Raw genomic sequence first — 19,435 nt, 5'->3', positions numbered from 1 at the left:
CCGCCGCCTCAGGAGGGAAGGACGCCGGGCACGGCAGAGGTGTCGCCGACGAACACGGTGACCTGCCCGGAGACGTAGCGTCCTGCTCCGTCATCGAGGAGGTACTCGAACCAGTCGTAGCCCAGGTATCGGTCGTAGGGCGTGTAGGAGACGGTGCCGTCGGGCTCCACCGATGTCATTCCGTGGCGGGCCGGTCCCACCCCGCGCAGCCGTACGCTCTCACCGAGGCCTTCCGTCAGGCTCTTGACGACGGCCCGATAGCCGGGCATCACGGTCAGGCTGCGCCCCTGGGGAGGCAGCGGGGCGATGCGGAACCCCTCGTTCTTGAGCGTGATGGTGGTGGAGGTGAGGCTCTTGCCGCCGCCAGCGATGATGCCGGCACGCAGCTGCGGTACGAAGTAGGCGTCCGCTCCGGCGTCCTCGTTCGTCTTGAGGGTGAAGGTGGCGACGCGCTCGGCGCCGGCGGTGGTCGAGGTGACGTAGCGGTCTCCGACGGCCGCCAGGCTCATGCCGGACGCCTTGGCCACCGTGGCGACCTTGTCGAAGGACTCCACCATCAGGTAGCCGTAGTACCGTGCGTTCTCGCCCTCCGGCACCAACTTGAGCTGGAAGTCGACGCTCTCCCCCGGGGGCACCGGTCGCGCCGGGTCGAGGGACGCGGTGAGTTCGAGGTGGCACACGATCGTCGGATCGTCCGCCTGGACGCTGCGCATGCGGGCCACGTGGAATCGGGTCACTTGGTCATCTCCAGCCCTCGCTCACGAGCCGAGCGTTCGTTCTTTGGTGAGCCGCTTGTGCTCGTCGTCGTCCAGCCACACGACCCACTCCGGTGGGAAGTCCCGCTGCTCCAGGTTCATCACCCACTGGGGCGGGATGATCCGTTGTTGGGCCAGGGAGTAGGCGATGTAGCGGGCGCAGGCGATGGCCCCGGGGGGCACCAGGTGCCCGGGGTCGTCGAAGCCGTCCGGGTAGTTCGGGTGGCCGGGGGGCACGTGCACGAAGAGCGAACGGGTCCGCTCGGCACCCATCCCCGCCCACCAGGAGTGTGTCTGCTCGTACAGGTCCACGTACGGCGTACTGGTCTGGGTGGCCACATGGCGGGTGGACATGACGTATTCGGGCAGGCTCTTCGACAGGTTGCCGTGGGCGTCGTGGGTGTCCCTCTCCATCTGGCTCACCAGCACCGGGTGCGCGTTGCGCTCCCGTGCTCCGTCGATGAACTGCCTCAGGTAGCGCGGGAAGTCGTCGAAGGGTTCGGTGCGCAGCCAGTGTTCGGGCTTGGCGTCGTTCCCGCCGAAGGAGATCAGCAGGTAGTCGCCGGCCCGGATGTTCTGCAGGATCCAGGCCAGCCTGCCGCGTTCTGCGAACGTACGAGAGCTGGCCCCGGCTCGGGCGCAGTTGAGGATCTCTATGTCCGGGGAGATGAAGAAGCTCATGACCTGGCCCCACCCGATCATGGGCGCCTTGCTCTTCTCCCGGTCCACCACTGCGGACCCGCCGGCGAGGAAGATCCTGGGGTGGTGCGCCCCCGGTACACCGCTATGCAGCACTGTTTCGAGCTCCTCGGATCGCGGGCTGGCTCCCCGGGCCCGCGGGCCCTGCCGGGGCGAGCTGAGCTGCCGGAGCCCTGCCCATGCCATCGATGGCCTTGAAGACCCGGGCGTTGTTGCCCTGGTCCTGGTGGGCGAAGAAGCCCTGGGCGCGTTCACGATAGGGGCTGGACACCTCGAAGCCTCGGCGCATGGTCTCGATGATCTCCTTCACCGCACCGTCCACGGTGCGGGCCACCGGGCCGAAGCCGTCCGCACCGAAGGTGAAGTAGCCACGCTTGTAGTGGCGCCCGTAGAAGTCCTCTTCGTCGAAAGGCACGTACACGATCGGGATGTTCATGTAGGCCACGTCGAAGAACACCGAGGAGTAGTCGGTGACCATCATCGAGCATTCCCTCATGGCCTGTTGCACGTTCCTGGCCTTCGGATCGGCCACGATGACCGAGGGCGAATCGATCTTGAAGTTGTGCAGGTAGGGGCGGATCTCGTAGTGCGGGAAGAACTCCAGGTCCACGTCGAAGTGGGCGAGGGCTCCCAACAGTCGCGGGTCGGAGAGCAGCGACTTGTAGAAGCGGAAGTACTCGGACTGGGTGAACGAGGTCTTCGAGGGGCCCGCGTTGCGCTTGTAGGAGGCGGTGACGATCCACTGCCGCCAGGTGGGCATCAGCAGGATGCGCGGGCGCGTGAGCGTTTGCCTCTTCAGTGCGTCGAAGCGGGGGAATCCGGCGAGTACGGCGCGGGGTCCGTAGCCGGCCTCCTGGGCCATGAACTCCCGCTCCTGACGGCCGGCGGTGATGATCATGTCGTAGCTGGTGATCGCCTGGGCAGCGCCCTGGGTAACGTCGTTGTAGGTGACGCCGTGTTGGAGGAAGACTCGCTGGTACTTGATCAGCTCGCCGAACCGGTGCAGGTAGAGGGCCTTGCGATAGCCCTCGGGGATCAGGTACGACTCGGAGTCGTAGGAGCCGATCAGCTTGGTGGCATGCAGCAGGTAGACCCGGTGCTTGAAGGTTCCGAGCTTGATGACGTTGCCGAACTTCGCCACCTTCTCGTAGTCCGGCGAGGCGCCATCGATCACGTAGTAGATGTTGCGGCGCCGCTTGTTCTCCCGGCACCAGCGGAAGAAGTGGTAGGAGTTGTCCTGGGCCGTGTCGGAGCGCTCTCCGATGAGCCAGATCTCCTTGCGGTTGAGCAACAGGTACGTCAGCCAGTAGGCCAGGCGCACCCGCCACCCCGGGTTCTTGGTCCGCAGGATCCTTATCTCACGTCCGACCCGCCAAGCAGCGTGCCGGAGCTTGGAACGGATGTCGGGGGCGACCACGCGCAGGTGGAGGGAGTCCCCGCCGCCAATGGTGAGGAGATAGGGGTACTTGCCGACCCGACCCGGCCCCTTGAGACGGTGTAGCGGCAGACGGGCCTTCATCACCACGTTGCGGTGACGGGTGCCGTCCAGACGGCTCACCCGTAGCCGGAAGTCGCCCACACCGAGCCCCCGCCCCCGAAAGGCGGAGGCGGGGACCTCCGCATACCAACCGGCGTACAGGTCTCGGTCGTTACGGGTGTTCTTGAGGTCTCGGCGATAGACCTGGCGGAGCGGGACGACGATCTGCGTGTGCGCGTTCTGGTAGACGAACTCCAGCTGGTTCTCCATCTGCGAGCTGAGGTCCATGCCGGGGAAGGCCATGCAGCCTTCGACGACCAGGACGTCGTCGCGGGTGCGCACCGACTCCACCACGACGTTGGGGTCCTTCACCCGTGCGGTCTGGGTGGGGCGCAACTCTCCGGGGAAGCGACGGTAGAAGCCGGTGTCGTCGATCTCCAGGATCAGCCGGGAGGACTCCTGCGCCCGTGCGGGATCCAGGAAAAGCTCCAGGTTGCCGCACTTGGCCGCGTAGTGGTCGAGCTGCTGTGCCGGCGTGGTCGCGTACTCCAGGATCGCCTCGTCGGGGATCTGGGCGTAGTGGGCCTCGATCTGCGGGAAGATCTCGGTGAGTTGGGCGCGCCCCATGACGTTGCGGGCGTTACACAGGAAGCCCTTGTACGTCCGTGCCGCATAGCGGTGGAAGAGCCGCTTGATCTCGGGGCGCTCCTCCGCCGACACCGCCAGCAGGAAGTGGTTGAGCTTGAGGTGATCCCGGTAGTTCGCCGGCTTGCTCCAGAGGGAGTCCATGATGGACGTACCGTCCGGGCGGCCCCGGTAGTAGTAGACGGGCTGGTCGACGATCGTCATCGCGCGCGAACGCAGCATGGCCGGCAAGGTGAGCCAGGCGTCCTCGAAGTGCACGCCCTCACCGAAGCGCAACCCGAGTCGGCGCAGCAGGTCAGTGCTGAAGAGCTTGTTGCAGGCGGAGCCGCTGAAGATCAGGTCGGGGGCTTCGTCCAGGGCGGAGATGGTCAGGTCACCCTTGCCGAAGTACTTCTTCCACGGCCCGTAGGGCCGGTCGGGGAAGTTCACCAGGTCACCGATGACCACCTCGGAATCGTCCCGGCGGGCCGCGTCCAGCATGTGGGCCAGGGCCTCGGGGCCCAGGATGTCATCGGAGTCAAGGAAGGTGACGTAGGGAGCCGTCACCTGCGCGAAGCCGTTGTTGCGCGCATTGCCCAGCCCACCGTTCTTCTGGTGGACCACCTGGACGTTGGAGTAGAACTCGGCGAAGTGGTCCAGGATCCGTGGGGTCTCGTCGGTCGCGCCGTCGTCCACCAGGATCACCTGGGTCTGGGCGAAGATGCTCTGCGCCGCGATGGATCCAAGACAGTCGTCGATGTACTTGGCGACGTTGTAGCAGGGCACCACGACCGCGAGCGCGTAGGGAGGGCGCAGATGGGGCATGGGGGTGGGGATTCGGGTGCGCCACCACATCCACGGGGCGGTGGGGTCGTTCTGAGCCGCGTCGAAGGTCTGGCGGTGGCTGGAGGCGCTCTCGATCGCGACGTTGCCGCTGACCGTGCGGTAGGCCTCGAAGGTGAAGTCCTCGTATCTGAAGGCCAGCCCGCTCAGCTCGATATCGCGCACGTTGAGTGCGGTTCGCGAACGCTTGCCCTCCCAGTTGACGATGAGGGCGAGGTTCCAGACCGTGCTCTCACGCACGTCGGAGCCCAGTGAGGCGGCCAGGTCGATGCTGCCGCTGAAGGCGATCTCGCGTTCGCCTATCGAGCGGACGGCGGCCTCGACGGTGACGTCCTTCTTGGTCCGCCGGTTGCGTACTGCGAAAGTGAGGTCGAGATCGTCACCGGCAGCGATGCGGCCGAAGCGGTTGACGAGTTCGCCCTGGTAGTGCAGGACGGACCCGTCCATCTCCCAGGAGGTGAGGCGTCCGAACAGGGGCACCTGACTCAGCGGTGCGGCGGCCAGCCCCAGCATGGAGACGTCCAGCATCCTGCGTGCATCGGGCAGGTGCATGTGGTCGGCGGACCAGAAGACCTTCCCGTCCTCCTCCACCAGGTGGGAGGAGAGCACACTGTGGCGCTGGGCGTAGTCGCGGGTGGTGAGTGCGGCCTCGATCTCCTGGTACATCAGGAGGTAGGCCCGGACCCGGTCCACCGGGTCACAGAGTTCGAAGGCCTCCTCGCTGATCGACAGGAGGTAGCCGCTGACCGCCTCCGCGAAGGCGCCCTGGAAGTAGTCGTCGCCCTCGGCGAGGGCCCTCATGTAGAGCCGCAGGTCGTGGGAGATGAACTTGGAGTCCTTGCGGACCTTGAGGTTCCACAGGCCTCGCTCCAACAGGAACTCGTCTGTCGCCCGGTGGACTGCAATCCGGTCCCGGATGCTGCGTATCTCACCGGTGCGGCCGGTGATGGAGGCTCCCTCGGACTCCCACATCCACCGGTACACCGGGTCGGTGATGATGGTGATGCCGTCGGCCAGGACCCCCGCGACGGTGGAGAAGAAGGTGTCTTCGTAGAAGACCCGCTCAGGGAACCAGACGTTGTTGCCGCGGAGGAAGTCCAGGCGGTAGAGCTTGCCGGCGGCGATCGGGTCGGAGAGCATCTGGGTGAAGTCGACCAGGTTGGGCATGGTGCGCGCCAGGGCGTACACCTCGGGTGCCCAGGTGGTGTTCTCCCCGGTGTCCCGGTTGATCCGGATGGCCTTGCCCGCGGTGATGTCGCTTCCGGACTCAAGGGCGGCACCCAGCAGCAGCTCGGCGGCCTTGGGTGGTAGTTCGTCGTCCGCGTCGAGGAACATGACGTACTGGCCGGCGGCGGCCGCGATGCCGCGGTTGCGGGGCGCTCCGACGCCCCCGCTGTTGGACGGGCTCCGCAACAGCCTCACCCGGGAGTCAGTCCCCGCGAAGCTGGTCACGACCTCCACGGTGTTGTCCGTGGAGGCGTCGTCGACGACGAGCACCTCGACGTATTCGTACGTCTGGTTGAGCGCGGACTGCACGGCGCGCCCGACGGTGGTGGCGGCGTTGTACGCCGGTATGACCACCGTCACCCAGATGTCGCTGGCCCTGAGCCCCCCGCTCATACCTTCTTCTCCCTCGATCCCCGTGGTCCTGCCTGCTGCGGCACGCCCGGCGCGTAGGGCGCCCTCGCCATCCGCACCTGCCGCAGTGGTCTGGTGTGTTGGTCGTCCTCGTGGCTCCCGCCTTCGCCGACGACGGTCGGCCGGTAAGGCTGTGGGTAGGGCTGGAAGCCGGGGTCCTCGTACGGTTCGGGGGCGGGGAACATCTGGGCAACCGCCTGTGCCTGGTCGACGTCCTCGGGCTCCTCCTCGCCGCGGCGGCGATGCCGTCCGGCATGCAGGTGCGGGGCGATGGAACCGCCCCGTGAGGGCTTGTTACCGGGGTCGAGGCGCTCCATGGTGCGGGTGAAATCACGGGTGGAGAGCCAGAACTTGAACATGATCACCAGCTCGAACGCTCCGAGCAGCACGGCGGACACCGCGGTGGTCAGCAGTACCCGTCCGATCAGCGGGCCGACGATGAAGATGAACATCTGGAACTCGATACCGCTGATGAGGTGCGGCCGGATGCGGCTGCGCAGCAGGGCGTAGCGGAACCGGGCGTACCAGGGGAAGCGGTCCCGGAACTGCGCGTGCAGGTCGATGACCTCGGACTGCTCGGTCTGGACCGCCTGCTCCTGGAGGACCTTCGCCTCCATCAGGGGGTTCTCCCGCAGGAGGTCTTCCATGAAGACGACCTTCTGCTCCTCGTCCTGGACGCCTTCGGCCGCTTGCCTGGCCAGGGTGACGGCCTCGATCTTGGCGCGCATGGACATGCGCATCTTGTAGATCTGGAGGGCGTCGACGTAGCGGAGCATGTCGAGGAAGACGACCACGAGGGCGGCGAGCAGGTAGATGGGCTCTTCGGTGCGCAGGAACTGCCCGCCCATCAGGGCGAGCGCGCAGAAGAGGACCCTGATGCGGTCGAAGACGTAGTCGAGCCACCCGCCGAAGACGGTGCCGTTGCCCTTGAGCCGGGCGAGCTTGCCGTCGATGCAGTCGAGGATGAAGCTGATGTGGTACAGGCCGGCGCCTATGCAGAGCGACAGGTAGTCGCCCTTGAGGAAGAAGCCGGCTGATCCGAGGCCGACGAAGAGGGCGGCCCAGGTGACCCTGTTCGGTGTGACGAAGTTCCAACGGGCGAGCAGACAGACCAGCCGGGTCGCTACCGGGTCCACGAGGAGGACCGTCCACCAGGCGTCACGCTTCTTGCAGGTGAGCTTCTGGACCGCCTTCAAGGACAGCTTGCTCATAACCCCTCAGTCGTCAGTGCGCGGACACGACAGGACAGCTGCCGCCCCCCTCCGTCCAGCACGCAGGCGCGAGAGATGCAGAGCGTGACACCTCACGTCCACCGGTGGTCAACCTGTGATTCACATAAAGATGTAGGTCGACCCTAACAACTTCTCGGACAGTTTCAGTCACCGAAAAAGTGATAATCACATCAAGAAGAACGGGCAAACGAGCCCCAATGCAAATCTAAACGGCACTCCACGGGGTGAACTCCAAGCCACCCGAGCCCAGTTGCTGACGCGCCACCCACAGCCGACCACCCTCACCCAGAGTGACGATCGCCACGCGCCCACGCCGGTCAACAGCCGTCGCCGGAGGGACCAGCGACCGCTCCCCCGACTGCGTCCACCACACCCCGTTCTCCGGGCGGCCGTCCGGATGGGCGCCGATGGCGGATTCCCCGTGCGGCCCGGAGCGCACCAGCACGGTGCAGCCCCACCCCTGGATATCGGCTCCCGTCACCGCGGCGATCCGCCCCGCACCGTCCGCGCCACCGAGACCCAGCGGCGCGGCGGTGCCCACGGGCCAGACACAGACCTCGTTGGTGGCCGCGTACCGGTACCGCACCACCCCGGCCTCGGGTCCGGCCGACAGCGAGCCCGGATAGGGACTCACCGGCGCGCCGCGGTCCTCCGTCCACGACTTGGCCTCGACGTCATAGAACCAGCGCACCGCCGCGCCACCGTCCGCAGCGGTGGCCATGACCTCCACTCCCCCATGCCAGCCGGGGTAAGCCACGAGTTCGTCCGCCACGCGACGACCACCGAGGTGCTCCCACTTGCTCCAGCTCCCGGCGGTGTCCTGGCGACGGGTACTGATGCTCTTGCCGACGTTTCGCACGAAGAAGTGCAAGGTGCCCTTGGCGTCGAAGGCCGCCACCGGAAAGCCGACCTCCCGGGCCTTCTTCCAGTCACCGGCATTGGGGTTGCCCACCGAGTGCCATGGTCCGATCGGCCGTCCGGACTGGTACTGCGTCGCATGTACCACCTCGACGTCGGCGCCGCCGCCTTCCTTCCGCTTGGCGCGCCGCAGACCGATCAGATGGACATAGCCTTCCGGCCCCTGAAGCACCGTGAGGCCAGGCATCAGCTCCGGAGTGTCGAGCAACTCCGGCCCCAGCCAACCGTCCGCCTCGCGTTCCGCCTCGGTCCACCGCAGCACGCCGGCCGCGCTGACCAGGTAGGCGGTCAGGCGTCCGGCCCGGTCGCGGGTCAGCCAGTGCGCGGGCCTCGGATAACGGCTACAGGCGTCGAACCCGAAACGCGGGTCGCTCTCGGCGCGGTGACATTCCACGAAGACGGGGCGACCGCTCTCACGTTGGAACTGACGAGCCGCGGCGATGGCTCCTCGGGCCGCGGTACCACGCGGCTTGGGCTCGGTGACGACAAGCTCGCGACGTTCCTTGTCCACCGAGGTGTGGCGGGGGTCAGGATCGAGGGTACGTACCCGCAAGGGCTGGATCTCATGAAGGGCATCGACGACGAGCCGTGTGACGTTGCCCACTTCCGCGTCCAACACGAAAGGCTCACCAGGAAAGACACAACCCCGTTTCCGGGCGTCGCCGATGGCTTGTTCCAGGGCCCGGTATTCGCCCTCGCGACCGTCTTGCAGGCAAACGATCTCCACAACGGCGCCCTCGGGCTCCGCAGCCAGCAAGGCGATCGCATCACTCGGCGTGGCCACCACGATCGCTACGGGTCCGGGCGGATTCGACGCGATGTGCGAGTGTGACGCGTCCACCTGCACGGTGGATCGGTCACGCCGGGCGCGGCGGTTAGTCGTTCGTGCCATCGTCACTCCCCCTGCTTCCCTGCGGACCCACGAATTCCGCTGCGCAACGGTCCAAGGAGAAGATAGGCGCTCTCCCGTTCGAGTCGGAAATCTGCCTATAGTGCTCCGGCATCCGGCCGTTCACCACAACTTCAAACGTGTGACCGACACGTGATGTAGTACAGGCGGTGAATCAGGCCGATCGCGCCGCCCGTGAACTACCCAAGGGCCCCAAGGATTCGAGCAGGATGACCCAAGACACTGCCATACCCAGCCATCGCCGGACCGCCGAAGGCCGCGGTGGCCGACCGCGCAAGCCGCGTTCGCGTGGCCGCCGCATCGGACGGGTCATCCTCTGGGTCCTCCTGGTGCTGGTCCTCGTCTCCGCAGGCGTCGGCTGGTGGATGTACAGCCACCTGAACGGCAACATCGACAGTGTCGACATCAACAAGGCGCTGGGCGACGACCGTCCCGAGAAGGTCACCTCCACGGCCAAGGACATTCTGATCCTCGGCTCGGACTCCCGCGCCGGCGCCAATGGTGAACTGGACCACGGCAACGTCAGCGGCGCCCGCTCGGACACCACGATGCTGGTCCACATACCCGGAGGGCGCTCCAAGGCGACCGCCGTCAGCATTCCCCGCGACACCCTGGTGACCCGTCCGGAGTGCCTGAAGTCCGACGGCGCGGTGCTGCCGTCCAAGAAGCGCGTGATGTTCAACTCCATCTACTCCCTCGCCGGCCCCGCCTGCGTGGTCAAAACGGTGGAGCAGATGTCCGGGGTCCGCGTCGACCACTTCGTCGAGATCGACTTCTCCGGCTTCAAGGAACTGGTGGATGCGCTGGGCGGAGTCCCGGTCACCCTCGACGAGCCGATCAAGGGCGGCAAGGGCGGCCTGACCCTCAGCAAGGGCACGCATCGACTGGACGGCACCGAAGCACTGGCCTTCGTGCGCACCCGCTACGGCTACGGGGACGGCAGCGACCTCGGGCGCATCGGGCTCCAACAACAGTTCATGCTCGCCATGCTGACCGAGATCAAGAAGCAGGACGCACTGAGCAATCCGGCGCGCCTGTACAAGCTGGCCGATGCCGGCACCAAGTCGCTCACCACCGACTCCGACCTCGGCTCCCTCAAGGCGCTCGCCGACTTCGCCGGCAGCATGAAGGGCGTGGACGCCAGCAGCATGGACACCATCATGCTCCCGGTGTCCTATGACAAGGTCGACCCCAACCGTGTGGTGGTCGCCGAGCCGCAGGCCTCGCAGCTGTGGGAAGCCATCAAGAACGACCAGTCCGTTCCGGACGAAGCGCGCAAATCGCCCGCCACCGGCGGCTGACCCCCACCAAGACGACGAAGGGCGCCGGGGCAAGGACCGCACGTGGTCCCCGTCCCGGCGCCCTTCGTTCACGCGGCGCCCTCAGACCCGGGTGCGCCCCAACCGACTGTGCGAGCGCCCGTAGAGGAAGTACACCGCGGCTCCGATGACCATCCACACCACGAAACGCAGCCAGGTCTCCGCCGGCAGGTTGAGCATCAACCAGATGGAGGCGGCGATGGAGACGATCGGCAGCAGTGGAACCCACGGCGTGCGGAAGGCCCGGTGCAGGTCGGGGCGGGTTCGGCGGAGCACGATCACTCCGAGGGCGACGACCACGAAGGCGAACAGGGTGCCGATGTTCACCAGCGTCGCCAGCTCGTTGATGCTGGTGAAACCGGCCACCACCGCGATGATGCTGCCGAGCAGGACGGTCGGCCGGTACGGGGTGCCGAAGTGCGGGTGCGTCTTGGAGAAGAACCGCGGCAACAGGCCATCCCGACTCATCGCGAAGAACACACGGGTCTGACCCAGCAGCAAGATCATGCACACCGTGGTCAAGCCGACAGCGGCGCCGAAACTGATGATGCCCGCGTAGAAGGGATGGCCCACGGCCTTGAAGGCATCGGCGAGCGGAGCACTGACCGAGAGTTCCGTGTAGTGCTGCATACCGGTGACGACGAGGGCGACCGCCACATAGAGCACCGTGCAGATGAGCAGCGAGCCGAGGATGCCCCGGGGCATGTCCCGCTGCGGATGCCGGGTCTCCTCGGCGGCGGTGGCGACCACGTCGAAGCCGATGAAGGCGAAGAAGACCACGGACGCCGCGGTGAAGATTCCCATCACACCGAAGTTGGTGGGTTCATAACCGAAGATCAGCTGGACCAGTGGGGCGTTCAGCCCCGACCCGCCCTCCTGTTTCTGTGCCGGAGGGATGAACGGCTGGTAGTTGTCCGCCTTCACGAAGAACAGGCCCGCGACGATCACGATCAGCACCACGGCCACCTTGACCGCGACCACGATCGCGGTGAGCCGCGCCGACAGCTTGATGCCGATGACCAGCACCGCGGTCAACAACAGCACCAGGAGGAAGGCCAGTAGGTCGAAGGTTCCGCCGACCGCGTCGGGACCCTCCAGGGCGGCGGGCAGGTGCCAGCCCGCGTTGTCCAGCAACGAGCGGACGTACCCCGACCAGCCGACCGCCACCACCGCTGTGCCCAGGGCGAACTCCAAGACGAGGTCCCAGCCGATGATCCAGGCGGGCAGTTCACCGATGGAGGCGTACGAGAAGGTGTAGGCCGATCCGGCTACCGGCACGGTCGAGGCGAACTCCGCGTAACACAGAGCCGCCAGCGCGCACACGATGCCTGCCGCGACGAACGCCAGGGCCGTCGCCGGCCCCGCGGTCTCCTTGGCCACCTTGCCGGTCAGCACGAAGATGCCGGTACCGATGATGACACCGACGCCGAAGACCATGAGATCCCAGGCCGAGAGGGACTTCCGTAGGGTGTGTTCCGGCTCCTCGGTATCGCGGATCGACTGCTCGACGGACTTGGTCCGGAAGATGCCGTCCCCCTGGACCGGCCCGCCGGGTCCGGTGTCCTGCGTCGTCACCGGCGCACCTCCTCGCACTCGTAGCGCCCATAGCAGCCGGCTTGAGCCTGCCATGGCTCTACGGCGGATGCCCGCGGGGAGCCGCCGTACGAGTGGCGCCCTCATGGCAGGGGCCGGCCGGTCCCGCTCGGTGGGAGCAGGACCGGCCGGCCCGGGAGCGCGCCGGAGGGGGTGGGATCAGTCGCGCGCGGCCTCGGCCGGCTCTCCCTCGAACCGGCCGTCCAACTTGGCGACCAGCCCCGTCACCTGACGGGCGATGTCGGGTGCGGTCAGGCCGATCTCGGCCAGCACTTCCTTGCGGGACGCATGGTCGAGGAAGCGCTGCGGAATGCCGAAGTCGCGCAGCGGAATGTCGACCCCGGCATCGCGCAACGCCTGGGAGACGGCAGAACCCACGCCGCCGGCGCGACCGTTGTCCTCGACGGTGACCACGACACGGTGCTGCTCGGCGAGCGGCGCGAGGGCCTCGTCCACGGGCTTGACCCAGCGCGGGTCGACGACGGTGCAGGAGATGCCCTGTTTGTCGAGGAGTGCCGCCACCTCCAGGCACATCGGCGCCAGCGCGCCGACGGAGACCAGCAGGACGTCCGGACGCTGGGCGCCGGAGGCACGTAGCAGGTCCATGCCACCGATCCGCCCCACGGCCGGTACGGCGGGACCGACCACGCCCTTGGAGTAGCGCACCACGGTGGGCGCGTCCTCGACGGCGACGGCCTCGCGCAGCTGGGCGCGCAGTTGCTCGGCATCACGCGGGGCGGCGATCCGCAGACCGGGAACGACCTGGAGGATGGACATGTCCCACATGCCGTTGTGGGAAGCCCCGTCGTCACCGGTGACCCCGGCACGGTCGAGGACGAAGGTGACCCCGCACTTGTGCAGGGCGACGTCCATGAGCACCTGGTCGAAGGCACGGTTGAGGAAGGTGGCGTACACCGCGAAGACCGGGTGGAGGCCGGCTGAGGCGATGCCGGCCGCGGAGGTCGCACCGTGCTGTTCGGCGATGCCCACGTCGTAGATGCGGTCGGGGTAGGCATCGGCGAACTTCTTCAGGCCCACCGGCTGGAGCATGGCGGCAGTGATCGCCACGACGTCCTGGCGGTCGGCGCCGATCTTGACCATCTCGTCGGCGAAGACGGAGGTCCAGCTGGCGGCGGCGGCCTTGACCGGCAGACCGGTGTCGGGGTGGATCACACCCACCGCGTGGAAGCGGTCCGCCTCGTCCTGGACGGCGGGCTCGTAACCACGGCCCTTCTGGGTGAGGCAGTGCACGATGACCGGGCCGCGGAATCGCTTGGCGCGCTGGAGCGCGGACTCCAACGCCTCGATGTCGTGGCCGTCGATCGGGCCGACGTACTTCAGACCGAGGTCCTCGAACATGCCCTGCGGAGCGATGAAGTCCTTCAGGCCCTTCTTGGCGCCGTGCAGGGTCTCGTACAGCGGCTTTCCGACCACCGGGGTGCGTTCGAGGATGTCCTTGCCGCGGGCGAGGAAACGCTCGTAGCCGTCCGTGGTGCGCAGCGTGGCCAGGTGATCGGCGAGACCGCCGATGGTGGGGCCGTAGCTGCGCTCGTTGTCGTTGACGACGATGACCAACGGCCGGTCCTTGGCGGCTGCGATGTTGTTCAGGGCCTCCCAGGCCATGCCACCGGTGAGCGCGCCGTCGCCGATGACGGCAGCCACGTGCCGGTCGTTGGCCAGCAGTTGGTTGGCCTTGGCGAAACCGTCGGCCCAGCCGAGGACGGTGGAGGCGTGCGAGTTCTCGATCACGTCGTGCTCGGACTCGGCGCGCGAGGGGTAGCCGGACAGGCCGCCCCTGGTGCGCAGGCCGGCGAAGTCCTGCCGGCCGGTGAGCAGCTTGTGGACGTACGCCTGGTGGCCGGTGTCGAAGAGGACCTTGTCCTGGGGCGACTCGAAGACCCGGTGCAGAGCGATCGTGAGTTCGACGACACCGAGGTTGGGGCCGAGGTGCCCGCCGGTCTTGGAGACCGCGTCGACCAGGAAGGACCTGATCTCCGCGGCCAGCTGGTTCAGCTGCTCCGGGCTGAGCCGGTCCAGATCGCGCGGTCCCGTGATGCGGGTCAGCAGCACCCGTGCCTCCTTGCAGTTGCGTGCCGGTCTGCCGAGTCTAATGTTCCACTCGGACCGGCGGTCATGGGGCGGTCCCGGGAGGAACCGCCCGTCGTCACATACACAGTCATACGTACACATCAAATTGCCGTACCACGCACCACGTACGAGTGGTGACACGGAAAAGTGCCCGATGCCGTTTCGAACGGCATCGGGCACCCGAGGGGCGCGTGGTCGCTAGGCGCGGCCTGCGCTCTTCTGCGTCTTCCGGGTGACGGAGTCGATGACCACGGTGGCCAGTAGCACCGCACCGGTGATCATGAACTGGATCGGCGTGGCGATGCCCTCCAGTGCGAGACCGTACTGGATGGACGTGATGACCATGACACCGAGCAGTGCGTTCCAGGTCCGACCGCGGCCACCGAAGAGGCTGGTGCCACCGATCACGGCCGCGGCGATGACGTTCATCAGCAGGTCTCCGCCACCAGCGCTCTGGTTGGCCGCTGCGATCTTCGACGCCCAGAACAGGCCGCCGATCGCCGCGAAGGTGCCAGCCAGGGCGAAGACCGAGATGCGCACCGCGTCCACGTTGATACCGGCACGGCGCGAAGCCTCGACACTGCCGCCGAGGGCGAAGACCTTGCGGCCGTACGCGGTGCGGCGCAGTACGAAGTCGGTGAGCACCAGGAACACCAGGAAGACCAGGACCGCCAGCGGCAGCCCCTTGTACTGGTTGAACATCGCGGCAGCGCCGAAGCCGACAGCGGCCAGCAGGGCCGTGCGCAGCGCGATCTCGCCCACCGGCCGGGCGGGCACCGAGGCAGCACGCCGACGCTTGGCGTCGAGGAAGGCGGAGAGGAAGTAGGCCGCCACGGCGACGGCGGCCAGGCCGTAGGCCGCGGCGACGTCGGTGAAGTAGTACGTGGTGAGTTTGCCCACGAGGCCTTCGGAGTCGACGTTGATCGTGCCGTTGCTGCCCAGCAGCTGGAGCATGAAGCCGGACCAGAAGAGCAGGCCGGAGAGCGTGACGGCGAAAGCCGGCGCCCCGATCCTCGCGAAGAAGAAGCCGTGGATCGCGCCGATCGCCGCGCCGCCCGCCACTGCCGCGAGGACCGCGAGCCACTCGTTCACCCCGTGGGTGACGGCGAGCACCGCGAAGATCGCGCCCGAGACTCCGCTGACGGAACCGACCGAGAGGTCGATCTCGCCGAGCAGCAGGACGAAGATGATGCCGACGGCCATCATGCCGGTGGCCACCATCGCGACCGCGATGTTGTTGAGGTTCTCCGCCGAGAGGAAGTTCGAGTTCAGGCTCTGGAAGATGGTCCAGATGATGATCAGCCCCACGACCACCGGGAGTGAACCCAGGTCGCCGGCGCGCATCTTTCGCTTGAACTCGCCTACGTAGCCCGCGAGTCCCTGCTCGCGTACGAGTAGCCGCGGGTCGACCGCGGGCGTCGCGCTGGCGGGCCCGTCATCGGCGGCCTCGGTCAGGGTGGGCTGGTCGGTGCTCACTTGCGAGCCTCCCCGGTACGGGCCGCACGACGGGTCACGGCGTTGTCCGTGGCGCCGGTGATGGCGGAGATGATCTCTTCCTGCGAGGTGTCAGCGACGTTGAAGACACCGTTGTTCCGGCCCAGCCGGAGGACCGCGACCTTGTCGGCCACGGCCTTCACATCAGCCATGTTGTGGCTGATGAGGATGACGGCGTGGTCACGCTCGCGCAGCCGTTCCACCAGGTCGAGCACCTGGGCGGTCTGCTCCACACCGAGCGCCGCGGTCGGCTCGTCGAGGATGACGAGCTTGGGCTCGCCCAGCATGGAACGGGCGATGGCCACGGTCTGGCGCTGACCGCCGGAGAGCGAAGCGATCGGGATCCGCACGCTCGGGATGCGGATGGAGAGCGTGGTGAGGAGTTCACGGGCGCGCCGCTCCATCTCCACCTCGTCCAGGACGCCGCGCCTGCGGAGCTCCCGACCGAGGAAGAGGTTGCCGACGACATCGATGTTGTCGCACAGCGCGAGGTCCTGGTAGACGGTCGCGATGCCCAGGTGCTGGGCGTCCTGCGGCTTGTTGACCTGGACGGCCTTCCCTTCCCATTCGATGACTCCCTCATCGATGGGGTGGACGCCGGCGATCGTCTTGACCAGCGTGGATTTACCGGCTCCGTTGTCACCCACCAGGGCGACCACCTCACCGGGATGGATCTCCAGTTCCACGTCGGTGAGTGCCTGGACTGCACCGAACCGCTTGGAGACCCCTCGCAACGCCAGCACGGGCGTAGCGGTCACATAAACCATCTCCTTCGCCGCCTGACCGGCGGGGATGCCGCGCCGGGGTGGGGCGCGGTGGTCGAGCAAATAGATGATGAAACAGAGTCAAGAAACGTTTCTGCCCGGTGCCCCGCAGGTGGCGGGGTAAGAGTGGTGCGGGGCACCGGGAGGCTTGGTGGCTCGGGACGAGACCGTGGGGCCACAGCGAGGTGTGCTCCTGCGGCCTGCGTCGGCCTACTTCAGGCCGAGCGCGCCGCAGGCAGCCGCGTACTTGGCGGTGCAGATCTCGGCGACCGTGTAGACGCCGTCCTTGACGACGGTGTCCGAGATGTTGGCCTTGGTCAGCGAGACGACCGGGACGAGCACCGCGGGGACACCGGCAGTGGTGGGGCTGTCGACCGTCGACTTGGCAATGGCGTCCAGCTTCTCGCCCTTGGCGAGGGCGACCGCCATCTGCGCGGCGGCCTCGGCCTCCGGCGCGTACGGCTTGTAGACGCTCATGAACTGCTCGCCCGCGACGATCCGCTGCACGCCGGCGAGTTCGGCGTCCTGGCCCGTGACCGGCGGGAGCGGGGACAGGCCCGCGGCCTTCAGGGCCGTGATGATGCCGCCGGCCATGCCGTCGTTGGCGGAGTAGACACCGACGATCTTGTCCTTCCCGACCGCCGAGATCGCCGCCTCCATGTTGGCGTTGGCGTTCTCCGGCTTCCACTCCTTGGTGTCGTACTCCTTGCCGACGTTGACCTTGCCGTCGAGCTGGGAGTGGGCACCGTTCTTGAAGAGCTTGGCGTTGGGGTCGGTGACCGATCCGTTCATCATGACGATCTGGCCGGACTTGGCCTTGTCACCCAGGGCTTCGAGGAGGGCCTTACCCTGCACTCGGCCGACTTCCTCGTTGTCGAAGGAGGTGTACGCGTCGATGGGGCCCTCGGCGAGGCGGTCGTAGGCGACCACCGGTATGCCCGCGTCCTTGGCCTTCTTCACCGAGCCGGCGATGGCCTTGGAGTCCACCGAGTCAAGGATGATCACGTTCACCTTGTTGGTGATCATCGCGTCGACCTGGGCATTCTGCACCGTGGCGTCCTGCTTGGCGTTGGCGTAGACGACCTCGCCCTTGCCTCCGGTCAGCTCCTTGACCTTCTCCTCGATCAGCGGCTTGTCGAACTTCTCGTACCGCGCGGTCTGGTTCTCCGGCAGGAGCAGACCGATCTTGATCGCGTCGCCGGTGGCGGCGGGCGTCTCCTTCTTGGCATCGCCGCCACCGGACTGCTTGGCGCTGCCACAGGCGGCGAGGGAAACGGCCATGGCGGTGGCCGCGACGGCCACGGCGGTGCGGCGCATACGCGTGTTCATCTTGTGAACCTCCCTGACGAGGCCGCGTCCTTGCGGCCGAGGTGGCTCGAAGTCAACTCGGCCGTCAGGTTGGCGTCAAGGCTTAAATTCTTAACGAGATGACAACGGTGCCATCTGTTCTCTTAATGAACACAGCGGGCTACCCCGCAAGAGGAGACAAAGCACCCAGGGAAGGTACCGAACCCCCCAGAACCGTCCCATCGCCCATTTCACTGAGAACCAACGCCAAAGCCCCCAGCACTTCGGCACGCTCGCCCAACGAACCGGTCAGCACCGTCAACTGTCGAGCCGCACTCGGAATGGCATAGCGGGAGACGGATTCACGGATCGGGGCGATTACCAGTTCGCCCGATTCTGCGAGGTTGCCTCCCAGAATCACCCGACTCGGGTTCAGGAGATTACAGAGATGGGCGACTCCGCTGCCAATGTGCCGACCCACGTCGGCAATCACCCGACGGCAGCCCGGGTCACCCTCCTGCCCAAGCTCCACCACGCGCTCCATGGTCAGGTCCGGGCCGTGACTCGGCTGCAGCAGCGGCAACACGTAGCGGGCGGCGGCGAAGGTCTCCAGGCAGCCACGGTTGCCGCAACGACAGACCGGGCCCGACTCGTCCAAGGTGATGTGCCCGATCTCGCCCGCGGTGCCCCCCGGGCCCCGGTAGATCTGCCCATTGATCACCAGGCCTGCACCGACACCACTGGCCACCTTGATGTACGCCAGGTCCTTGACCCCCCGGCCGCTCCCCCAGACCAGTTCCCCCAGCGCTCCGAGGTTCGCGTCGTTGTCCACGTACACCGGCACACCGAGCCGCCTGGACAGCTCCTGCCGCGGGTTGATACCCGCCCAACCCGGCAGGATCGCGGTGGACCCGAGGGTTCCGGACTCCACGTCGATGGGTCCGGGGACACCGAGCCCGACCCCGATGACCTTGTCCCGACCCACACCGATGTCCTCGATGAGACGGTTGACCAGGGCTTCCGCCCGGCCGAAACCGTCCGCCCAGGAGGCGTCCACGTCGAGCGGTTCGGCCTCTTCGGCCAGCACCTGATGAGCGAGGTTGCCCACGGCGACGCGCAGGTGCTCGTGCCCGAAGTCCACCCCGATCACGATTCCGACGTCCCCACTGAGGGAGACGCTCCGGGCCCGCCGCCCACCCGCCGAAGTGGGGGTGACCTCGACCGTCCCGCCGTCCTTGAGCTCACGGACGATGTTGGAGACCGTAGCCGCCGACAATCCGGTGGCACGCGCGATCTCCGCCTGGGTCAGGGAGCCGGCCAACCGCACGGCGCGCACCACCCGTTCCAGGTTGGCCCGGTGCAGGGACGACTGCGATCCCGGAGTCTCCACGACTACACTCCTGCGTCTTCCATGGCGGCACGACACCGCCCCCCGAAACCGGGGACCGCGCCACTGGCAGACCCCGGCGTCTCCAACTTGTGAACCTTAAGTGGGCCCCAGGGCCGCCCTTGCGTCAAGGCCCTACAGTCATCCGCGCCCGCCAAAAGGGCGAGACCCCGCTCACCCGAGCCGTGTTAGCCTCGGTGAGGCGTTGATCCTCTGCGGCCCGTTCTGGGCCGGATCAACACCCTGTTCTGTGAGTACGAGGCGAGGAGGTGTTCGGGATGAGTCCCGAAGGAAGTCCCCGCCAACACGTCGCGGCCCTGTGATCTCGGCCGCTTTCCGGCCGTACCACTGTTGACCCGCCTTCACGTACCGATGCACCACTGAGGTCGCACCTTCACACCTTGCAC

Annotated in this window: 12 protein-coding genes; 1 reads left to right on the top strand and 11 read right to left on the bottom strand. The window is 67.1% G+C overall.

What is annotated here, in order from left to right; genetic code table 11:
* Positions 1 to 8: 8 nt before the first annotated feature.
* The 5 genes from ACFYMC_RS04090 to ACFYMC_RS04070 all read right to left on the bottom strand — a co-directional run bounded on the left by ACFYMC_RS04090 (position 9) and on the right by ACFYMC_RS04070 (position 9,078).
* On the bottom strand, positions 9 to 737 hold the full coding sequence (locus ACFYMC_RS04090; protein ID WP_388518455.1) for an Ig-like domain-containing protein: 729 nt from the start codon (positions 735 to 737) through the stop codon (positions 9 to 11).
* A 21-nt stretch (positions 738 to 758) separates the two neighbouring features.
* Positions 759 to 1,550, bottom strand: coding sequence for a rhamnogalacturonan acetylesterase (locus ACFYMC_RS04085; protein WP_388518452.1), 792 nt, complete (start codon positions 1,548 to 1,550; stop codon positions 759 to 761).
* Positions 1,540 to 6,018 (bottom strand): glycosyltransferase, encoded by a 4,479-nt coding sequence (locus ACFYMC_RS04080; RefSeq protein WP_388518449.1) that lies wholly within the window; start codon positions 6,016 to 6,018, stop codon positions 1,540 to 1,542. Before ACFYMC_RS04080 ends, ACFYMC_RS04085 begins: the two co-directional genes overlap by 11 nt.
* Positions 6,015 to 7,247: a CDP-alcohol phosphatidyltransferase family protein gene (locus ACFYMC_RS04075; RefSeq protein ID WP_388518447.1), complete on the bottom strand. Its 1,233-nt coding sequence runs from the start codon at positions 7,245 to 7,247 to the stop codon at positions 6,015 to 6,017. Before ACFYMC_RS04075 ends, ACFYMC_RS04080 begins: the two co-directional genes overlap by 4 nt.
* 226 nt (positions 7,248 to 7,473) lie before the next feature.
* Positions 7,474 to 9,078 (bottom strand): hypothetical protein, encoded by a 1,605-nt coding sequence (locus ACFYMC_RS04070; RefSeq protein WP_388518444.1) that lies wholly within the window; start codon positions 9,076 to 9,078, stop codon positions 7,474 to 7,476.
* Positions 9,079 to 9,305: 227 nt separating this feature from the next.
* Between ACFYMC_RS04070 and ACFYMC_RS04065 the strand changes: the two genes are divergently transcribed.
* Entirely contained in the window at positions 9,306 to 10,397 is a 1,092-nt protein-coding gene (locus tag ACFYMC_RS04065) for an LCP family protein (RefSeq protein ID WP_388518442.1), read from the top strand.
* Positions 10,398 to 10,478: 81 nt separating this feature from the next.
* On the opposite strand, the gene ACFYMC_RS04060 is transcribed toward ACFYMC_RS04065, so the two are convergent.
* The 6 genes from ACFYMC_RS04060 to ACFYMC_RS04035 all read right to left on the bottom strand — a co-directional run bounded on the left by ACFYMC_RS04060 (position 10,479) and on the right by ACFYMC_RS04035 (position 19,031).
* A complete protein-coding gene (locus tag ACFYMC_RS04060; protein ID WP_388518439.1) occupies positions 10,479 to 11,990 on the bottom strand; it encodes an amino acid permease in 1,512 nt (503 codons plus the stop codon).
* Between the two features lie 177 nt (positions 11,991 to 12,167).
* The gene (gene dxs / locus ACFYMC_RS04055; RefSeq protein WP_388518436.1) at positions 12,168 to 14,078 is read right to left on the bottom strand and encodes a 1-deoxy-D-xylulose-5-phosphate synthase; all 1,911 of its coding nucleotides are present in this window, start codon (positions 14,076 to 14,078) and stop codon (positions 12,168 to 12,170) included.
* Between the two features lie 216 nt (positions 14,079 to 14,294).
* Complete coding sequence (locus ACFYMC_RS04050; protein WP_388518433.1) at positions 14,295 to 15,572, bottom strand: sugar ABC transporter permease; 1,278 nt, start codon at positions 15,570 to 15,572, stop codon at positions 14,295 to 14,297.
* Positions 15,569 to 16,357, bottom strand: a complete 789-nt coding sequence (locus tag ACFYMC_RS04045; protein WP_388518430.1) for an ATP-binding cassette domain-containing protein — start codon at positions 16,355 to 16,357, stop codon at positions 15,569 to 15,571. Before ACFYMC_RS04045 ends, ACFYMC_RS04050 begins: the two co-directional genes overlap by 4 nt.
* Positions 16,358 to 16,564: 207 nt before the next feature.
* Complete coding sequence (locus ACFYMC_RS04040; protein ID WP_388518427.1) at positions 16,565 to 17,683, bottom strand: sugar ABC transporter substrate-binding protein; 1,119 nt, start codon at positions 17,681 to 17,683, stop codon at positions 16,565 to 16,567.
* Between the two features lie 139 nt (positions 17,684 to 17,822).
* Entirely contained in the window at positions 17,823 to 19,031 is a 1,209-nt protein-coding gene (locus ACFYMC_RS04035) for an ROK family protein (RefSeq protein ID WP_388518424.1), read from the bottom strand.
* Positions 19,032 to 19,435 lie beyond the last annotated feature (404 nt).

Source organism: Streptomyces sp. NPDC006879, assembly GCF_042869595.1.
In the GTDB taxonomy this organism is placed as follows: domain Bacteria; phylum Actinomycetota; class Actinomycetes; order Streptomycetales; family Streptomycetaceae; genus Streptomyces.
The sequence above is the reverse complement of the archived record's forward strand: the minus strand, read 5'-3'. Positions and strand labels throughout refer to the sequence as shown.